Origin of the sequence: Aliihoeflea sp., from assembly GCF_052435475.1 — a bacterium.
Taxonomy (GTDB): domain Bacteria; phylum Pseudomonadota; class Alphaproteobacteria; order Rhizobiales; family Rhizobiaceae; genus Aliihoeflea.
In genome coordinates, this window is sequence record NZ_JBQVMV010000024.1 from 1 (window position 1) to 15,286 (window position 15,286).

Sequence of the window (15,286 nt, forward strand, 5' to 3'; positions counted from 1 at the left end):
CAAGCTGCGAAAACCGCAGACAAAACGCCTTCGTGCAGCATCAAAATGCTCGCTACACCGATTTTGCAACGATCCCCTTTGTGGGGAGGGATAAAGGGTGGGGGTCCTCTTCGCAGAAAACCCTTCCAACACTACCCGTTCAACATCTCCAGCGCCGCCGCGTGCAATTGCAGCGTCGCCGCCGCCACCACGAACCCGCCGGCCTCCGCTGGCCCGCCGGTGCGCGATGTGATCACCCCGCCTGCCGCTTCGATGATCGGGATGAGAGCGACGATGTCGTAAGCCTGCAACCCGGTTTCGACGACCAGATCGACCTGACCTGCCGCCAGCATGCAATAGGCGTAGCAATCCGTGCCGTAGCGGGCGAGTTGCACTGCCGTTTCCAGCGTGTCGTAGCTGGTGCGTGCGTCGTCGAGGAAGAGGGATGGCGTCGTTGTGCAGAGCGTGGCGTGGCGAAGCTCCGTCGTCGCCCTCACGCGAAGATCGCGCGGGCCTCCCGGTCCTTCGTACCGCGCGACGCCGCCCGTCGCATGAAACAGCTCGCCGGTGAAGGGCTGGCTCATCATTCCGGCGACGGCATCGCCGTCTTCCAGAAGTCCCACCAGCGTGCCCCAGAGCGGCAGGCCGGAGATGAAGGCACGCGTGCCGTCGATCGGATCGATCACCCAGCAGTGGTGGTTCGGCAGGTTGTGAGGGCCGAATTCCTCGCCAAGGATTCCGTGATCCGGGAAATCCGCCTCGATCAGCCGCCTTATCGCGCGCTCGGCCTCGCGGTCGGCTTCCGTTACGGGGTCGAAGCCGCCTTCGAGCTTGTTCGCCACGTCGTGCGGCCGGCGAAAGCGCGGCAGGGTTTCCTTTGCGGCTGCGGCAGCCAGGCTACGCAGAAAGTCGGGGGTCACGTACATGAGAGGGCTCCGCTAGATGTCGCCGCGCAATAGGCATTTCTGAACCGGCTTGACAATTGTGCATTGCAGCATAATCTGGAGATCGACGGGTTCGCCCGTCAATGCCCTCCTTGGGCGTTTCCTCCCTAGACTCGGACCGCCTGCAAGGGCGGTCTTTTTTTGCCTATTCGGCTGCCACTGGCAGTTCCGCAGGCGGCGCGAAAAGGTCGATCAGGCTGGCGGCGAGTTCTTGCAGGTCACGGCGCAATTGGTCGTAGCCGTCATTGGGCACGAGACGTTCTTCGTCCATGTAGAGGCTGCGGTTGATCTCGACCTGGAGCGCGTGGATGCCGCGCGCCGGTCGGCCATAGTGCTCGGTGATGAAGCCGCCGGCATAGGGCTTGTTGTGGGCCACCATGTAGCCCCGGCTGGCGAGGTGGCCGATCGCCGCCTCGGACAGATCCGAACGGCACGACATGCCGAACCGATCGCCGATGATGAAATCGGGGCGGATGCGCGTATCCGGCAGGCGGATCGTCGCCGGCATCGAGTGGCAGTCGATGAGAACCGCGACGCCGAATGCCTTGTGCGTCGCACCGATCAGGCTGCGCAGTCGGTCGTGGTAGGGCTTGTAGACGCCCTCGATGCGGCCGATCGCCTCTTCGAGCGGCAGTTTCGCCGCATAGATTTCCTGCCCTTCGCCGACGAGACGCGGGATGGTGCCGAGGCCGCCCGCAACGCGCGCCGAGCGCGTATTGGCGTAGGGTGGCAGGGACGTGGTGAACATGCGCGGGTCGAGTTCCCAGGGCTCGCGGTTCACGTCGAGATAGGCGCGCGGGAAGTTCGCTTTCAGGAACGGCGCGCCGAGGGCGGTTACGCCGGCGAACAGATCATCGACGAAACAGTCCTCGGATCGGCGGATCGCATGCGGGTCGAGCCGCGCCATGTCGAGAAATCGCTGCGGATAGGTCGAGCCGCTATGCGGCGAGTTGAAGACGAAAGGAACCGTCTGTCGCTGCGGTTGCGCGACTTCGAAGGGCGCCGTCTGGGAAAAGTCCGGATGCTCTGTCATTGACGTCTTTTTTGCGCTCTCTCGCCCTTCCATGTCCCTTGATGTGCCACCGCCGCCGCCTCCTGTCCAGCCGTGACCCGGCGGGCCGCAAAGACGCCATTCACTTGATGTTTACCATGCTGAAGGCATATACGCTTGAGAGGGCGAATCGGCTTTTGTACCGGTTCGAAAACAGGGTTCCGGACGCTCAGATGGCAAGAATTCTTCTCGCGGAAGACGATGAGGACATGCGTCGCTTCCTCGTCAAGGCGCTCGAACGCGCCGGCTACGACGTGATCGACTACGACAATGGAGCGAGCGCCTATGAGCGGCTGCGCGAGGAGCCTTTCTCGCTGCTCCTGACCGACATCGTCATGCCCGAGATGGACGGCATCGAGCTTGCGCGCCGCGCCACCGAGATCGATCCGGATCTGAAAGTGATGTTCATCACCGGCTTCGCGGCCGTCGCGCTGAACCCCGATTCCAAGGCGCCGAAAGACGCCAAGGTGCTGTCGAAACCGTTCCATCTGCGCGATCTCGTCAACGAGGTCGAGAAGATGCTGCAAGCGGCCTGACCGCCTCGCGCTGCGTCAGGCGCAACCACCGCATTTTGGCGGCCGAAACCTATTGACGATGGGCGGGCATCTATGGTGTATGCGCCTCGTCGGATGGGCGTGTAGCTCAGCGGGAGAGCACTACGTTGACATCGTAGGGGTCACAGGTTCAATCCCTGTCACGCCCACCATCCGGACTCCCAGCCATTCATCGCGAACGACGACGCGACGATCTGACGCACGTCGTCTTTGCCATCTCGATATCGGCGATGCCGGCTTTACCCCACGGGGGCGCCCTCGTCGGTCGATTCCAGATAGCTGACGAAGCTGCGCCCGCCCTCCACGAGATCTGCCCGGAAAGCCTCTGCAAGCGCGGTCTCGTCGCGGGCGCGCAGGGCGGCGATCACGTTGAGATGCTGGTGCGGGCCGTCATAGGTCGGATGGCCGTAGGGGTAGAGAAGGTTGAGAAGCGGCCCCGTCTGCACCCAAAGGCGCTCCAGCACCTCGATGAGTTGCGGCATGCCCGATCGGCGGTAGACCGAGAAGTGGAACTCGTAATTGGCGAGGAGGGCGGTCGGGTAGTCCTTGTCCTGCTCCGCCTTGATGAGCGAGGCATGTCGCTGTTCGAGGTCAGCAATGAACGCGTCGTCGATATGCGGCAGCGCCCTGACGGCCGCGTGTGGTTCCAGGAGCAGTCGGATTTCCCGTAGTTCCATATATTCGTGCAGGGTCAGCCGGCGTACCCTGATATAGTAGCCCGGCTTCATTTCGAGCGCGCCGTCCCGGACGAGTTGCAGCAGAGCCTCGCGTACGGGCGTCTCGCTGGTTCCGAGGCTCTGGGCGAGATCGCGGATCTTCAGCCGGTCACCGGGGCGCAGCCGTGCCGACATGAGCTCGTATTTGAGACGCTGATAAATCTGTGCCGACAGGCTCTGCGACTGGATGTCGGTTGGTCCGTTCATCAGACTGGCGTCCCTTCATGCCCGGCGCTGCCGCCATTTTCCTTCCCATCGGGTTAGATGGAATCGGCCGTCCGGTCCAGCATGTCCGCCCCGAGAGGCGACTTGCGTTTGTTGTGATACATGATATATCGAAATCGACAGCAGCGATAGGGTCTCGGCATCATGGTTCAGGCGAACGATATCGACATGCAACTGCGCCGCCGGGCGCAATCGGTCATTCCGGGCGGCATGTGGGGTCACCAGCATGTCCAGCGCCTGCCGGAAGGATATCCGCAATATTTCACGCGCGGCGAGGGCTGCCGGACGTGGGACGCCAATGGGCGCTCCTATATCGACTATCTGTGCGCCTGGGGGCCGATGATCCTCGGCTACAACGACCCCGATATCGAGCAGGCGGCTGCGCGCCAGCGCGATGCGGGCGATGGCCTCAACGGCCCGACGCCGCTGCTCGTCGATCTGGCAGAACTCGTGGTCGAGACGGTTCCGCATGCCGACTGGGCGCTTTTCTCCAAGAACGGCACCGATGCGACCACCGCCTGCGTAACGATCGCACGCGCCGGCACCGGCCGCCGCAAGATCCTCGTCGCCCGGGGCGCCTATCACGGCGCGATTCCCTGGTGCTCGCCTTCCGTGGCGGGCGTCACCGAGGAAGACCGCGCCCATCTCATCATCTACGACTACAACGACGTCGCCAGCCTCGAGGCGGCCGTGGGCGAGGCAGGCGACGATCTCGCCGGCATTCTCGTCTCCGCCTTCAAGCACGACCTCGGCAAGGAGCATGTGCTGCCGACCCGCGAATTCGCCGCGCGGGCGCGTGATCTGGCGACGAAGGCGGATGCGGCGCTGATCGTCGATGACGTGCGTGCCGGCTTCCGTCTCGACCTGGGCGGAAGCTGGGAACTCGTCGGCGTCAGGCCGGACCTGTCGGCCTGGAGCAAGGCGATCGCCAATGGCCGCGCGCTTGCCGCCGTCACCGGCAATGACCGCTTCCGGCAGGCGGCAACGCAGATCTTCACCACAGGCTCGTTCTGGACCGCGGGTGTCTCAATGGCCGCGTCGATTGCCACCATCACCAAGCTGCGCGACACGGGCGCCGTCGCGCATATGCAGGCGATGGGCCAGCGGTTGCGTGACGGTCTGCAAAAGCAGGCCGACCAGCTCGGCTTCAAGCTTCGCCAAAGCGGCCCGGCGCAGATGCCTGTCTTTCTCTTCGAGGGTGACGACGACCGGCGCATCGGCAATCGCTTCTGCCTCGAAGCGCTCGATCGCGGGGTCTATTTCCATCCCGTCCACACCATGTTCCTGTCGGCAGCGCACACGGCGGCGATTATCGACGAGACGCTGGAGGTGACTGCCGAAGCGTTGCGCGCGACGGCGAACGCGATCGATCACGAGGCAATGCGCGGGACGGGCAGTTGACCGGTGACATTGAAAATATATCATGTATCTGGAAGGGAGCGAGCATGACGGCTGAACGGGACGATCGCCGCAATCTGTCGGTGGAGCACCTTGCCGACCGCGCCAAGTTCGTGCGCCTCGAGACACTGCGCCTGACGCGCATCGCCGGCGCCGGGCATTATTCGAGCACCTTTTCTTGCGCCGAACTTTTCGCCGCCCTCTATTACGGCCATCTGCGCCTCGATCCGCAAAACCCCTCCTGGCCGGATCGTGACCGTTTCATCCTGTCCAAGGGCCATGCGGCCATCGGGCTCTACCCGATCCTTGCCGATCTCGGTTTCTATCCGCCGTCGAAGCTCGACGATTTCACCCGGCTCGGCAGCGCCTTCGGCGACCATCCGGACATGAAGAAGATTCCCGGTATCGACTTTTCCTCTGGCTCGCTCGGGCATGGCCTGTCGGTCGCGCTCGGCATGGCGCTCGCCGGCCGCGTGACGGGACACGGCTATCGCACCTACTGCATGCTCGGCGATGGCGAACTCAACGAGGGCCAGATCTGGGAGGCGGCGATGGCCGCCGGCCATTACAAGCTGCAGGGCCTGGTCGCGATCATCGACCGTAACCAGCTCTCCATCGACGGCCCGACCGAGAAGGTCATGTCTGTCGAACCGATCGACGAACGGTTCCGCGCATTCGGCTGGGAGGTCCACCGCATCGATGGCCACGACCTACCCGCGATCATGGAGACGCTCGGCGCGCTCAAGCCGGCCGGTCACGGCACGCCGCAGATGATCGTCGCCGACACGATCAAGGGCCGCGGCGTCAAATACATGGAGCTTTCGCTCGACTGGCACGTCGGAAACCTCGTCGGACAGGATTATGACGACGCTTGGTCCGAGATCGAAAAGGGGCTGCAGCCGCGCGAGAGGGAGGACGCATGATGGGCGCCGCCGACAATCTGGGCCAGGACCAGAGCACGCTCTTTCGTGGCAACGACACCGAGTTGCGCCTTAAGGACGAGAAGTCCGTTCGCGGCACGCCTGCCAAGTCCATGCCGGCCTTCGTCCTGGGCGAGGAATTGGCGGACCTCGCCGAGACTGATCCCCGCATCGTGGTCGCGACTGCGGATCTGGCCAATTCCAGCCGCACCCGTGATTTCGCCAACCGGCATCCCGACCGCTTCATCGATTTCGGCATCGCCGAGCGCAACATGATCACCGCCGCTGCCGGCATGGCGTCGTGCGGGCTCGTTCCCTATGTCGCGACCTTCGCCTCCTTTTGTGGCATCCTCGCCGCCGAGGCGATCAAGACCGACTGCGCCTATCCGAAGATGAAGGTGCGCATCCTCGGCCACCATTCGGGCATCTCGATGGGCTTTTACGGCACCAGCCACCATGCGACCGAAGACCTCGGCATGATGCGCACCATTGCCGACCTGACCGTCGTCTGCGCCGCCGACGCCAACCAGTTGCGCGCCATCCTGCGCGCATCGGTCGATCATCCGGGCGCGATGTATATCCGTCTCGGCCGCGGTCGCGACGCGCCGATCTATGACGAGGTTCCGGCCGATTTCGCCTTTGGCAAGGCGGCGACGCTGCGCGAGGGGACGGACCTCACCATCATCGCCACCGGCTCGCAGGTCCACGCCTCGCTCGCGGCCGCCGACCGGCTCGCCGCCGAGGGGATCGGCGTGCGCGTCGTCGACATGCACACGATCAAGCCACTGGACGCCGATGCCGTGCGCGCCGCCGCGCGCGAGACGGGTGCGATCCTCACCGTCGAGGAGCACAATGTCATCGGCGGCCTCGGCTCGGCCGTCGCCGAAGTGCTGGTCGAGGACGCGCGCGTTCCGTTCCGCCGTCATGGCGTGATGGACGAGTTCTCGCTGATCGGGCCGCCGGCGGCGCTCTACGCACATTATCGGCTCGACGCCGACGGCGTGACGGAAGTCGCGCGCGAACTTCTTCAAGCAAGGGGCTGAAGACAGACGGGACGGGCTTCGCCAGAACGAAAACAAGCATTTCGGCGAAGCCGTTCTTCCTTACGCAAATTCGCTTCAATGGGAGACTGGAATGAAACCGTATCGACCCGGACTTCTTGGCGGCGTATCCGCAGCCGCGCTTGCCTTCATCGCCGCGCTCGCAGCGCCTGCTGCGGCACAGGACCAGCCGCTGGTCATCGCGCGCAATCTCGAGATCAATTCGCTCGATCCGCACCGCGCCTTCTGCGACACGTGCCAGATCTATCTGAGCTCGACCTATCAGGGCCTCGTGAAGCTCGGTCCCGACGAGAAGTCCGTCGTGCCTTCGCTCGCCACAGAATGGACGGCGAATGACGACCAGACGCAGTTCACCTTCACCCTTGCAGCCGACGCGGTCTTTTCCGACGGCAGCCCGGTCGAGGCCAAGGACGTCAAGTGGACGTTCGAGCGCCTGAAGAACATCCAGGGCGACCCGTCCTTCATGATGGCCGGCGTCAGCTCCATCGAGACGCCCGACGAGAAGACCGTCGTCGTCAACATGGAGAACCCGAACTCCGAGTTCATGGGCATTCTCGCCGCTCCCTATGTCGGCATCATCAACAGCGACGTCGCGACCGAGAACGGCGCGTCGGCCGGCGAGGACGCCGCGACGGCGGATCAGGCAGAAACCTGGTTCCTGGCCAATTCGGCCGGCAGCGGGCCCTACGTGCTCGACACCTACCGCCCGGACGACGAACTGCGTTTCGTGCGCAACGAGAATTACTGGCAGGACGCAGCGCCGATCGGCGAGATCGTCATCGACCAGGTGGCCGATGCGGTCAGCCAGGCGCAGATGCTGCAGAGCGGGCAGGCCGACATCGCGATGCAGGTCGATCCCGACACGGCCTCGACCATCAACTCTCCCGACATCACCATCGAGACCGTACCGTCCTACAACTTCATTTACGTGATGTTCTCGCCCGGCGCCGAAGGCAATCAGGTGCCGCTCGATCTTGAGGTGCGCCAGGCGCTCGCCTATGCGATCGACTATCAGGGCATCATCGACTTCACGGTCGGCGGCGAGGGCGAGATGCAGGCGTCGCCGATCCCGAACGGCTTCCCCGGCACCGAGGGCCTCCCGATGCCCGAGGAAAACCTCGACAAGGCGCGCGAACTCCTTGCCGCAAAGGGTCTGGACGACGGCTTCGCGATCGACGTCACCGTCGCTTCGATGAACGTCTACGGTGTCGACCTCGCGCTTCTGATGCAGAAAATTCAGCAGGACTTCGCCCGCATCAAAGTGACGATCAACATCCAGCCGGTGGCATCGGCGGTCTGGCGCGAGCAGATCGCCAATCCAGGCATTCCCTTCTCCGCCCGCTTCTACGCGCCCGACTATTACGGATCGGCGCAATACGTCCAGTTCTTCGGAATGATCCCGGATTCCTGGTGGGAGCGAAACGCCAGCGGTCAAGGCAAGGTCGATCTGGTCAACCAGAAGGAAGTCGACCTCCTGCAACAGGCGCTCGCCTCCTCGGGCGAGGACATGGAAAAGGCGTATCACGAGATCGCGCTGGAGATGATCAACGACCGCATCATCGTGCCTGTCGTCAGCCCCAACCTCGTTCTGGCCTATAGGAGCGAGATCGACGGGGTGCGCTATAGTGCATGCTGCAACCTGCCGCTGGCCGAAATCAGCCGCAAGTAAGCGTCATCGGAATAACGAGGCATCGCGATGCTGGCCTATATCGCAAGACGCCTGATCGCGATGCCGCTCCTGCTCCTGGGCGTCATCACCGTCGCCTTCTTGCTTTCGCACTTCACCTCCGCCGACCCGCTCACTTCCATCATCGGCGAGCGGCAGATGAACAATCCGGCAGTGGTGGAGGCGGCGCGGGCAAGGTGGGGGCTCGACCGGTCGCTGCCCGAGCAGTATTTCGTCTACCTGAAAAACCTTGTGACGGGCGATTTCGGCACCTCGTTTCGAACCCGGCAGCCCGTCGCGCAGGATTTGCTCGTGCGTCTTCCCGCGACGCTCGAACTCGTCATCGCCGCAATGATCGTGGGGACGATCTTCGGCGTCGCGCTCGGCGTCATCGCGGCGCGGTTCCAGAACCGCACGCCGGACAATCTCGCGCGTCTCTTCGCCCTGTTCGGTTCCTCGGTCCCGGTCTTCTGGTCGGGCCTCGTCGTGCTCTTCATCTTTTCAGTCCAACTCGGATGGCTGCCGGGACCGGGGCGCATCGGCAGCCGCATGTCGGCGCCCGAATTCGTCACCGGCTTCTACACGATCGATACGCTCGTTGCCGGTGACTGGGCCGGCTTTCGAAGTGCGCTTGCGCAGCTCGTCCTGCCGGCGAGCGTTCTCGGCTGGACAGTCACCGGCATCGTCTCGCGCATGGTGCGCGCCTCGATGCTGGACGTCCTCAGCCAGGAATACATCCTTGCCGCGCGCGCCAAGGGGGCAGGGCAGTTGCGCATTCTCTTCCACCATGCGCTGCGCAACGCCATGCTGCCGACGCTCACCATCCTCGGCTTCTCCTTCGCCTATCTCATCACCGGCGCGATCCTGACCGAGACGATCTTCTCCTGGCCGGGCATCGGCTCGTACGCCGTCTCCGCCGCGCGCGGCCTCGACCATCCCGCCATCATCGGCGTCACCATTGTCGGCGGCGCGGCTTTCCTGATCACCAATCTTCTGACCGACATCGCCTATGCCCTGGTCGATCCGCGGGTGAAGATCGGCGCGAGGGCGGCGACATGAGCGATGTCGCGCATCGCACGCGCCAGTTCGCGCTTCCGCACTGGGCGACGCTGCCGGTCATCGTCGGCGGCTTCATCGTCGGCGCGTGGATCGTCATCGGCTTCACCGTGCCCTTATGGGCGCCCTACGATCCGACCATGCTCGCCGGCATGCGCTTCCTCCCGCCCGGTGCCGAACACTGGCTGGGCACCGACGCGCTCGGCCGCGACGTCTTCACGCGAACGCTCTATGGCGTGCGCCATTCGCTGCCCATAGCCGCTGGCGTCATTGCCTGCGCGGTCCTCATCGGCTGCACTCTGGGCGCGATCGCCGGCTTCGTCGGCGGGCTCGTCGACGAGGCGATCATGCGGCTTGTCGACGTTACGCTCTCCTTCCCGCCGATCCTGCTCGCCATGGCGGTCACCGCCGCGCTCGGGCCGGGCCTCGGCAACGCCGCCATCGCAATGGTCATCGTCTGGTGGCCGATCTATGCGCGGCTGATGCGCGCGCAGGTGTTGGCGGTGCGCGAGCGCGAGCACGTCGAGGCGGCGATCGCGTCCGGCGCGCGGCCCTCGCGCGTGCTCTTCAAGCATATATTGCCGCTGTGCTGGAGCCCGATCATCGTCAATGCGACGATGGATTTCGGCCAGGTGATCCTGCTCGCCGCGAGCCTTTCCTTCATCGGCCTCGGGGCCGTGCCGCCGACGCCCGAATGGGGCCAGATGATTTCCGATGGCGCGCTGCACTTCTATCGCTGGTGGATCGCGGCGGGGCCGGGTCTTGCCATCCTGACCATCGTGCTCGGCTTCAATTTCCTCGGCGACGGCCTGCGCGACCTGCTCGATCCGAGGTCGAGATGAGCGCGTCGTTGCTTCAGATCCGCGACCTTGCGGTCACGTTCGCCGGACAGGGGCGCCACCAGTTGCAGGCTGTCTGCGGCGTCAATCTCGATGTCGAGAAGGGGCAGCTTCACGGCGTCGTCGGCGAATCCGGCTCCGGCAAGAGCGTGACCATGATGGCCGTCATGGGATTGCTGTCGCCGAGCGCCCGCATCACCGGCTCGGTGAGGCTCGACGGCGAGGAACTGATCGGCAAGTCCGAGCGCGCCATGCGGCGCATTCGTGGCGCCCGCATCGGCTACATCTTCCAGGACCCGATGACGGCGCTCAATCCGCTGCTGACGGTCGGCGAACAGATTTCGGAAGCGATCCGCCTGCACGACCGCAAGATCACGCGCCGCAGCGCCGATGAGCGTGCCGTCGACCTGTTGCGGCTCGTCGCGATCCCCATTCCCGAGCGCCGCGCCTTGCAATATCCGCACGAATTTTCCGGCGGCATGCGCCAGCGCGCGGTCATCGCCATGGCGATGGCGAACGAGCCGTCGCTTCTGATCGCCGACGAGCCGACCACCGCGCTCGACGTGACGATCCAGGCCCAGATCATGGAACTGCTCGAAAGGCTGCGCACTGAGAAGGGCGTCGGGCTGGTTCTGGTCACGCACGATCTCGGCGTCGTTGCCGGTGCGGCGAGCGCGGTGTCGATCATGTATTCGGGCCGCGTCGTCGAACAGGGCCATGTCGACGAGGTCTTCGCCTTTCCGCGCCATCCCTATACGCGCGGCCTTCTCGCCAGCCTGCCGCAACTCGACCGTCCGGCCGCCCGTCTCGTTGCCATACCCGGCGCGCCGCCCCCGATTGCGATGCGGCCAACGGGCTGCGCTTTCCATCCGAGATGTCCGCTCGTCATCGAGCGATGCCGCATCGAGGTTCCGGCCTTGCGCGCCATCGGCGCCAGCATGAGCGCCTGCCATCGTGCCGAAGAATTGCGCCCGCTCGAGGCCACGACCAACGAGGCTTTGAATGCTGGCGCGTGACCCCGTTCCATCGGCCACCGGCTCGGCCGGAGCCCGCCCGCCGCTTCTCGCCGTCGAGGGGCTGGTCAAGGAATTTCCGGTCGGCAAAGGTTTCTTCGGCGGCGCCACCGGCAATGTCCGCGCCGTCTCCGACGTATCGTTCGAAGTGCGGCGTGGCGAAACGCTCGGCCTCGTCGGCGAATCGGGCTGCGGGAAGTCGACGCTTGCCCGCTGCGTCGCGCGGCTGATGCGCCCCACCGCCGGCAAGGTGCTCTTCGACGGAACCGATCTCGCGGCGCTCGGCCAGAACGAGATGCGCCCTTTGCGCCAGCGCCTGCAATTCGTCTTCCAGGACCCGCACGCTTCGCTTCACCCGCGCATGACGACGCGCCAGATCATCGCCGAGCCCTTGCGGATGACGGCGATGACGAAGGCCGAACGCAATGCGCGCGTCGACGAGCTGCTGGATCTCGTCAAGCTCGACCGCGCCCATGCGGATCGCTATCCGCACCAGTTCTCCGGCGGCCAGCGCCAGCGCATCGGCATCGCCCGAGCGCTGGCGCTCAATCCCGAACTCATCATTCTCGACGAGCCGGTCTCCGCGCTCGACGTATCGATCCAGGCCGGCGTGCTCAACCTCCTGAAGGATTTGCAGGCGATGCTGGGGCTCTCGTACCTCTTCATCGCGCACGACCTCTCGGTCATCCACCATCTGTGCGACCGGATCGCGGTGATGTATCTCGGCAAGATCGTCGAGATCGCCACGCGCGACGAGCTCTACGGCAATCCGCGCCATCCTTACACGCAGGCGCTATTGTCCGCCGTTCCGGTCGCCGATCCCGCCCGCGAGCGGGCGCGCCGACGCATCCTCATTACAGGTGACGTTCCAAGTCCCGCCGACCCACCCTCCGGCTGCCGCTTTCGCACCCGATGTCCGCGCGCACAGGAAATGTGCGCGACGGTCGAGCCGGTCCAGCGGCAGGACGGCAGCGGCTCGCGCTTCGCGTGCCACTTCCCGGTTGGAACGCCGGCCGGCTAGCTATTCGCCAGCAAAGGGATCGCCGCTCATCTCGTCGAGCGGGATGTAGAGCCGCTCCAGCGCCGCCTGCGTCAACGCCTTGCGTGGCAGGAATTCGGGCAGGTGGCGGCGCAGATAGGTGACGGCTACGGCCGTCGCCTCCTTGCGGAACTCTTCGGTGATCGACCGGTGCCGGCCGTAGGACAGCGCCCAGATACCGTCCATCGCCGCGCCCGAGACTTCCAGCCTTTTGGCGAAATCGGGCATGTACGGCATGTGGAAATAGGCGTCGAACATGCGTTCGCGGCTGCGCGCGATCCGGGCGTTTCCAGACAGGTCCGCATTGCGCACCGCGACGCTGACGCCCGCCCCAAGAAAGAGCCGCAGCGCCGCCGGCCGCGAGTTCTGGAACGCGGCGGCGCGCGCGTGCTTCATGTCCAGCATCTCCTGCCAGCTCGACGGCTCCGGGTCCGTCAGCGGCTCGATCGAGAGCCGATAGAATTCCTCGTTGAAGCGCAGGGCGAGCGCGACGAAGGCGGCGTTGCGGTTGGGAAAGAAGTGGTAGACCGAGGCGAGCGGCACTTCGGCCGCCTCCGCGATCTGCGCAAGGCTCACATCCTCGTCGCTGCTTTCGGCGAGAAGGCGCTCGGTCGCGTCGAGCAGGAGATTGTGCCGCTCGATGCCGCGCTTGCGCATCGGCCGCGCGGGCGGAAGTTCCAGTCGTGAAGTCAGTTCGTCTGCCATGCGTTCCCGTTCGGATTTTCGGCAAGCCAGGCTAGCGGCATCCGCGCCGCAAATCAGTCCATCGCCTCGACGGCGCGCAGCAGGATGTCGTCTGCGCCGAGCTTGCCGGGTTTGAGATAGAGCGACAGTTTGCGCGGCCCTTCGGCGATGCAAAATCCGGTGCCGAGTTCGGATTCCGGCAGCGCGCGAACCTGTCCGATGCCCAGTTCCTCGACGATCGCGCCCGACGTCTCGCCGCCCGCGACCGCCAAACGCCGCACGCCGAGATCGACGAGGCCGGCCGCGACCAGCGCCAGGATGCGCTCGGCACGCCGCGCTGCCTTGAGCGCGCCGTGGATGGCCTGTGCCCGCTCGACGTCTTCCGGTCCCGTCGCGGTTGCCACGGCAAAGGGCCGCGCGCCGATGTCGCCGCGGACCTTCGCAAGCACTTCCGCCGCGACCACATCTTCGGGGCGATGATCCATGATATCGATCGTATGCACCGGATGCAGGGCGCCGAAGGCGGCAAGCTGGGTCGTGGCGACCGGGCCAACGCTGCCGACGATCACCGCCGCCGGACCTTTCGCATGTTCCGGGGCCGCGGGCCGTGCGCCCGCCGCCTCGCGCCCCGCAAGCTTTGCGACCTCGATGATGTGCGCGTCGCTGCCGATCGTCGCGCGATGTCCCGCTGCAAGTGCGGCGCCGGCGGCCGCATCCGCGTCGTCGGAGCAGTCCATCAATACGTGCCGCACGCCTTCATCGGCGAGCTTTGCGAGGGCCTCCTTCGCCGCCGCTTCTCCCTTGACGAGCGTCCCGTGCGCCAGAAGTCCGACCTTCGCGGCGGTCTGGCGCGCCAGCGTGCGCACCATGTCCGGGTCGGACATCGGCGTCAGCGGGTCGAAGCGCTTGATCGATTCCGAGACCAGGCGGCCGCGATAGAAAAGGTAGCCCTGGTGCATCGTCGTGTTGAAGCGCGGGAAGCCGGCGCTGAGCAGGAGCTGGGCTTGGCCGTAGCGGTCAGCCAGGAAGTCCGCGACGGGGCCGATATTCCCCTCATCGGTGGAATCGAAGCTCGCGCACACCTTGTAGCCGACCTGACCGATCCCGCTGGCATCGAAGAGACCCACGATCCGCCTCACCTCCGCCAGCGCTTCGCCGGCAGGGATCAGCCGGGTGCGCGTCGCGACCACGACCACCGGCGCATGCAGCGCGTCGTCGAGATGGGCGGTGTCGAAAAGCACGGGGCATTCGATGCCGGCCGCCTCGATGTAGCCCGCGATCATCAGGCCGCCGGTAAAGTCGTCCGCAATGATGCCGAGCGTCGTCATCATCCCTCCCGATAGATGTAATTTATTCGATCATTTGCGTGACGTTATGCGCTCGGTTCGTTGAAATCCAGCGAAATGCGTGCATTATCGGCGGCGAGTAATTCGAATTTTCTGGCAAGAAAAATTGCCAACTGCAGGAGGGCGTATTGAACGGTCAGGAAACCCGCCAGACGATCGTGGACGCGGTTCGCTTTCTCGAGGAAAACGGGCTCAATCACGGCTCGGCAGGCAATGTCAGCGTTCGATATGGCGACGGCGCCCTCATCACGCCGACCGGTGGCCGGTCGAACTGGCTGACTGCTGCAGGCGTCGTCGAACTCTCGCTCGAGGGCGATGTGCGCGGCGAGGGCAAGCCGTCGAGCGAATGGCGCTTCCACACCCAGATTCTGAAATCCCGTCCGGAGGCGAACGCGGTCGTCCATACGCACGCCGATTCCTGCGTTGCGCTGTCGTGCCTGCGCAAGCCGATCCCGGCCTTCCACTACATGATCGCGAGCTTCGGCGGCAGTGCGATTCCCTGTTCGCGCTACGAGCCCTTCGGCTCGAACCGCCTTGCCGAAGCCGCGCTCGAGGCGCTCGACGGTCACTTCGCCTGCCTTCTGGCAAATCACGGCATGATCGTCATAGGCAGGAACCTGCAGCACGCGCTCGACCTGGCGGTGAAGCTGGAAACGCTGGCGCGGCAATATATCCTCGCCTTGCAAGCCGGCGAACCGGTGCTGCTCGATCCGGCCGAGATGGCGGAGGTGACCGAGCGCTACCGGTCCTACGGGATCATTCCGCTCCCCGCCTGATTGAAGACGGACGTTGGAA

The 15,286-nt window shown here is 65.0% G+C and carries 15 protein-coding genes and 1 tRNA gene; 11 read left to right on the forward strand and 5 right to left on the reverse strand.

Annotated elements, in window-relative coordinates; genetic code table 11:
- Positions 1-131: 131 nt before the first annotated feature.
- Both hisN and ACT6QU_RS18045 read right to left on the reverse strand, forming a co-directional pair.
- Positions 132-905, reverse strand: coding sequence for a histidinol-phosphatase (gene hisN, locus ACT6QU_RS18040; RefSeq protein WP_444565741.1), 774 nt, complete (start codon positions 903-905; stop codon positions 132-134).
- A gap of 163 nt (positions 906-1,068) precedes the next feature.
- Entirely contained in the window at positions 1,069-1,956 is an 888-nt protein-coding gene (locus ACT6QU_RS18045; protein ID WP_444565740.1) for an N-formylglutamate amidohydrolase, read from the reverse strand.
- A 191-nt stretch (positions 1,957-2,147) separates the two neighbouring features.
- Between ACT6QU_RS18045 and cpdR the strand changes: the two genes are divergently transcribed.
- Together cpdR and ACT6QU_RS18055 are read left to right on the forward strand one after the other, a co-directional pair.
- Positions 2,148-2,510: a cell cycle two-component system response regulator CpdR gene (cpdR, locus tag ACT6QU_RS18050; RefSeq protein WP_024587861.1), complete on the forward strand. Its 363-nt coding sequence runs from the start codon at positions 2,148-2,150 to the stop codon at positions 2,508-2,510.
- A gap of 95 nt (positions 2,511-2,605) precedes the next feature.
- A tRNA-Val gene (locus ACT6QU_RS18055) sits at positions 2,606-2,680 on the forward strand.
- Between the two features lie 87 nt (positions 2,681-2,767).
- Here the strand turns inward: ACT6QU_RS18055 and ACT6QU_RS18060 are convergent.
- Entirely contained in the window at positions 2,768-3,451 is a 684-nt protein-coding gene (locus tag ACT6QU_RS18060; RefSeq protein WP_444565739.1) for a GntR family transcriptional regulator, read from the reverse strand.
- 162 nt (positions 3,452-3,613) lie between these two features.
- Here ACT6QU_RS18060 and ACT6QU_RS18065 point away from each other — a divergent pair, with 162 nt between their 5' ends.
- The 8 genes from ACT6QU_RS18065 to ACT6QU_RS18100 all read left to right on the forward strand — a co-directional run bounded on the left by ACT6QU_RS18065 (position 3,614) and on the right by ACT6QU_RS18100 (position 12,443).
- On the forward strand, positions 3,614-4,870 hold the full coding sequence (locus ACT6QU_RS18065; RefSeq protein WP_444565738.1) for an aminotransferase class III-fold pyridoxal phosphate-dependent enzyme: 1,257 nt from the start codon (positions 3,614-3,616) through the stop codon (positions 4,868-4,870).
- A 44-nt stretch (positions 4,871-4,914) separates the two neighbouring features.
- A complete protein-coding gene (locus ACT6QU_RS18070) occupies positions 4,915-5,790 on the forward strand; it encodes a transketolase (protein ID WP_444565737.1) in 876 nt (291 codons plus the stop codon).
- Entirely contained in the window at positions 5,787-6,830 is a 1,044-nt protein-coding gene (locus tag ACT6QU_RS18075; protein WP_444565736.1) for a transketolase family protein, read from the forward strand. The genes ACT6QU_RS18070 and ACT6QU_RS18075 overlap by 4 nt, the downstream gene beginning before the upstream one ends.
- Before the next feature lie 91 nt (positions 6,831-6,921).
- Positions 6,922-8,517, forward strand: a complete 1,596-nt coding sequence (locus tag ACT6QU_RS18080; RefSeq protein WP_444565735.1) for an ABC transporter substrate-binding protein — start codon at positions 6,922-6,924, stop codon at positions 8,515-8,517.
- Between the two features lie 27 nt (positions 8,518-8,544).
- Positions 8,545-9,573: an ABC transporter permease gene (locus ACT6QU_RS18085; protein ID WP_444565734.1), complete on the forward strand. Its 1,029-nt coding sequence runs from the start codon at positions 8,545-8,547 to the stop codon at positions 9,571-9,573.
- On the forward strand, positions 9,570-10,412 hold the full coding sequence (locus ACT6QU_RS18090; RefSeq protein ID WP_444565733.1) for an ABC transporter permease: 843 nt from the start codon (positions 9,570-9,572) through the stop codon (positions 10,410-10,412). Before ACT6QU_RS18085 ends, ACT6QU_RS18090 begins: the two co-directional genes overlap by 4 nt.
- On the forward strand, positions 10,409-11,425 hold the full coding sequence (locus ACT6QU_RS18095; RefSeq protein WP_444565732.1) for an ABC transporter ATP-binding protein: 1,017 nt from the start codon (positions 10,409-10,411) through the stop codon (positions 11,423-11,425). Before ACT6QU_RS18090 ends, ACT6QU_RS18095 begins: the two co-directional genes overlap by 4 nt.
- Entirely contained in the window at positions 11,412-12,443 is a 1,032-nt protein-coding gene (locus ACT6QU_RS18100) for an ABC transporter ATP-binding protein (RefSeq protein ID WP_444565731.1), read from the forward strand. Before ACT6QU_RS18095 ends, ACT6QU_RS18100 begins: the two co-directional genes overlap by 14 nt.
- Here ACT6QU_RS18100 and ACT6QU_RS18105 read toward each other — a convergent pair whose 3' ends face one another.
- Both ACT6QU_RS18105 and ACT6QU_RS18110 read right to left on the reverse strand, forming a co-directional pair.
- Entirely contained in the window at positions 12,444-13,166 is a 723-nt protein-coding gene (locus tag ACT6QU_RS18105) for a TetR/AcrR family transcriptional regulator (protein ID WP_444565730.1), read from the reverse strand. It lies immediately after the preceding gene.
- A gap of 53 nt (positions 13,167-13,219) precedes the next feature.
- Positions 13,220-14,473, reverse strand: coding sequence for a four-carbon acid sugar kinase family protein (locus ACT6QU_RS18110; protein ID WP_444565729.1), 1,254 nt, complete (start codon positions 14,471-14,473; stop codon positions 13,220-13,222).
- 146 nt (positions 14,474-14,619) lie between these two features.
- Between ACT6QU_RS18110 and ACT6QU_RS18115 the strand changes: the two genes are divergently transcribed.
- Entirely contained in the window at positions 14,620-15,267 is a 648-nt protein-coding gene (locus ACT6QU_RS18115) for a class II aldolase/adducin family protein (protein WP_444565728.1), read from the forward strand.
- Positions 15,268-15,286 lie beyond the last annotated feature (19 nt).

What these genes read in the sequence shown, in the direction of transcription:
- hisN (WP_444565741.1), bottom strand. Translation starts at nt 905, where the DNA reads ATGTACGTGACCCCCGACTTTCTGCGTAGCCTGGCTGCCGCAGCCGCA.
- ACT6QU_RS18045 (WP_444565740.1), bottom strand. Translation starts at nt 1,956, where the DNA reads ATGACAGAGCATCCGGACTTTTCCCAGACGGCGCCCTTCGAAGTCGCG.
- cpdR (WP_024587861.1), top strand. Translation starts at nt 2,148, where the DNA reads ATGGCAAGAATTCTTCTCGCGGAAGACGATGAGGACATGCGTCGCTTC.
- ACT6QU_RS18060 (WP_444565739.1), bottom strand. Translation starts at nt 3,451, where the DNA reads ATGAACGGACCAACCGACATCCAGTCGCAGAGCCTGTCGGCACAGATT.
- ACT6QU_RS18065 (WP_444565738.1), top strand. Translation starts at nt 3,614, where the DNA reads ATGGTTCAGGCGAACGATATCGACATGCAACTGCGCCGCCGGGCGCAA.
- ACT6QU_RS18070 (WP_444565737.1), top strand. Translation starts at nt 4,915, where the DNA reads ATGACGGCTGAACGGGACGATCGCCGCAATCTGTCGGTGGAGCACCTT.
- ACT6QU_RS18075 (WP_444565736.1), top strand. Translation starts at nt 5,787, where the DNA reads ATGATGGGCGCCGCCGACAATCTGGGCCAGGACCAGAGCACGCTCTTT.
- ACT6QU_RS18080 (WP_444565735.1), top strand. Translation starts at nt 6,922, where the DNA reads ATGAAACCGTATCGACCCGGACTTCTTGGCGGCGTATCCGCAGCCGCG.
- ACT6QU_RS18085 (WP_444565734.1), top strand. Translation starts at nt 8,545, where the DNA reads ATGCTGGCCTATATCGCAAGACGCCTGATCGCGATGCCGCTCCTGCTC.
- ACT6QU_RS18090 (WP_444565733.1), top strand. Translation starts at nt 9,570, where the DNA reads ATGAGCGATGTCGCGCATCGCACGCGCCAGTTCGCGCTTCCGCACTGG.
- ACT6QU_RS18095 (WP_444565732.1), top strand. Translation starts at nt 10,409, where the DNA reads ATGAGCGCGTCGTTGCTTCAGATCCGCGACCTTGCGGTCACGTTCGCC.
- ACT6QU_RS18100 (WP_444565731.1), top strand. Translation starts at nt 11,412, where the DNA reads ATGCTGGCGCGTGACCCCGTTCCATCGGCCACCGGCTCGGCCGGAGCC.
- ACT6QU_RS18105 (WP_444565730.1), bottom strand. Translation starts at nt 13,166, where the DNA reads ATGGCAGACGAACTGACTTCACGACTGGAACTTCCGCCCGCGCGGCCG.
- ACT6QU_RS18110 (WP_444565729.1), bottom strand. Translation starts at nt 14,473, where the DNA reads ATGACGACGCTCGGCATCATTGCGGACGACTTTACCGGCGGCCTGATG.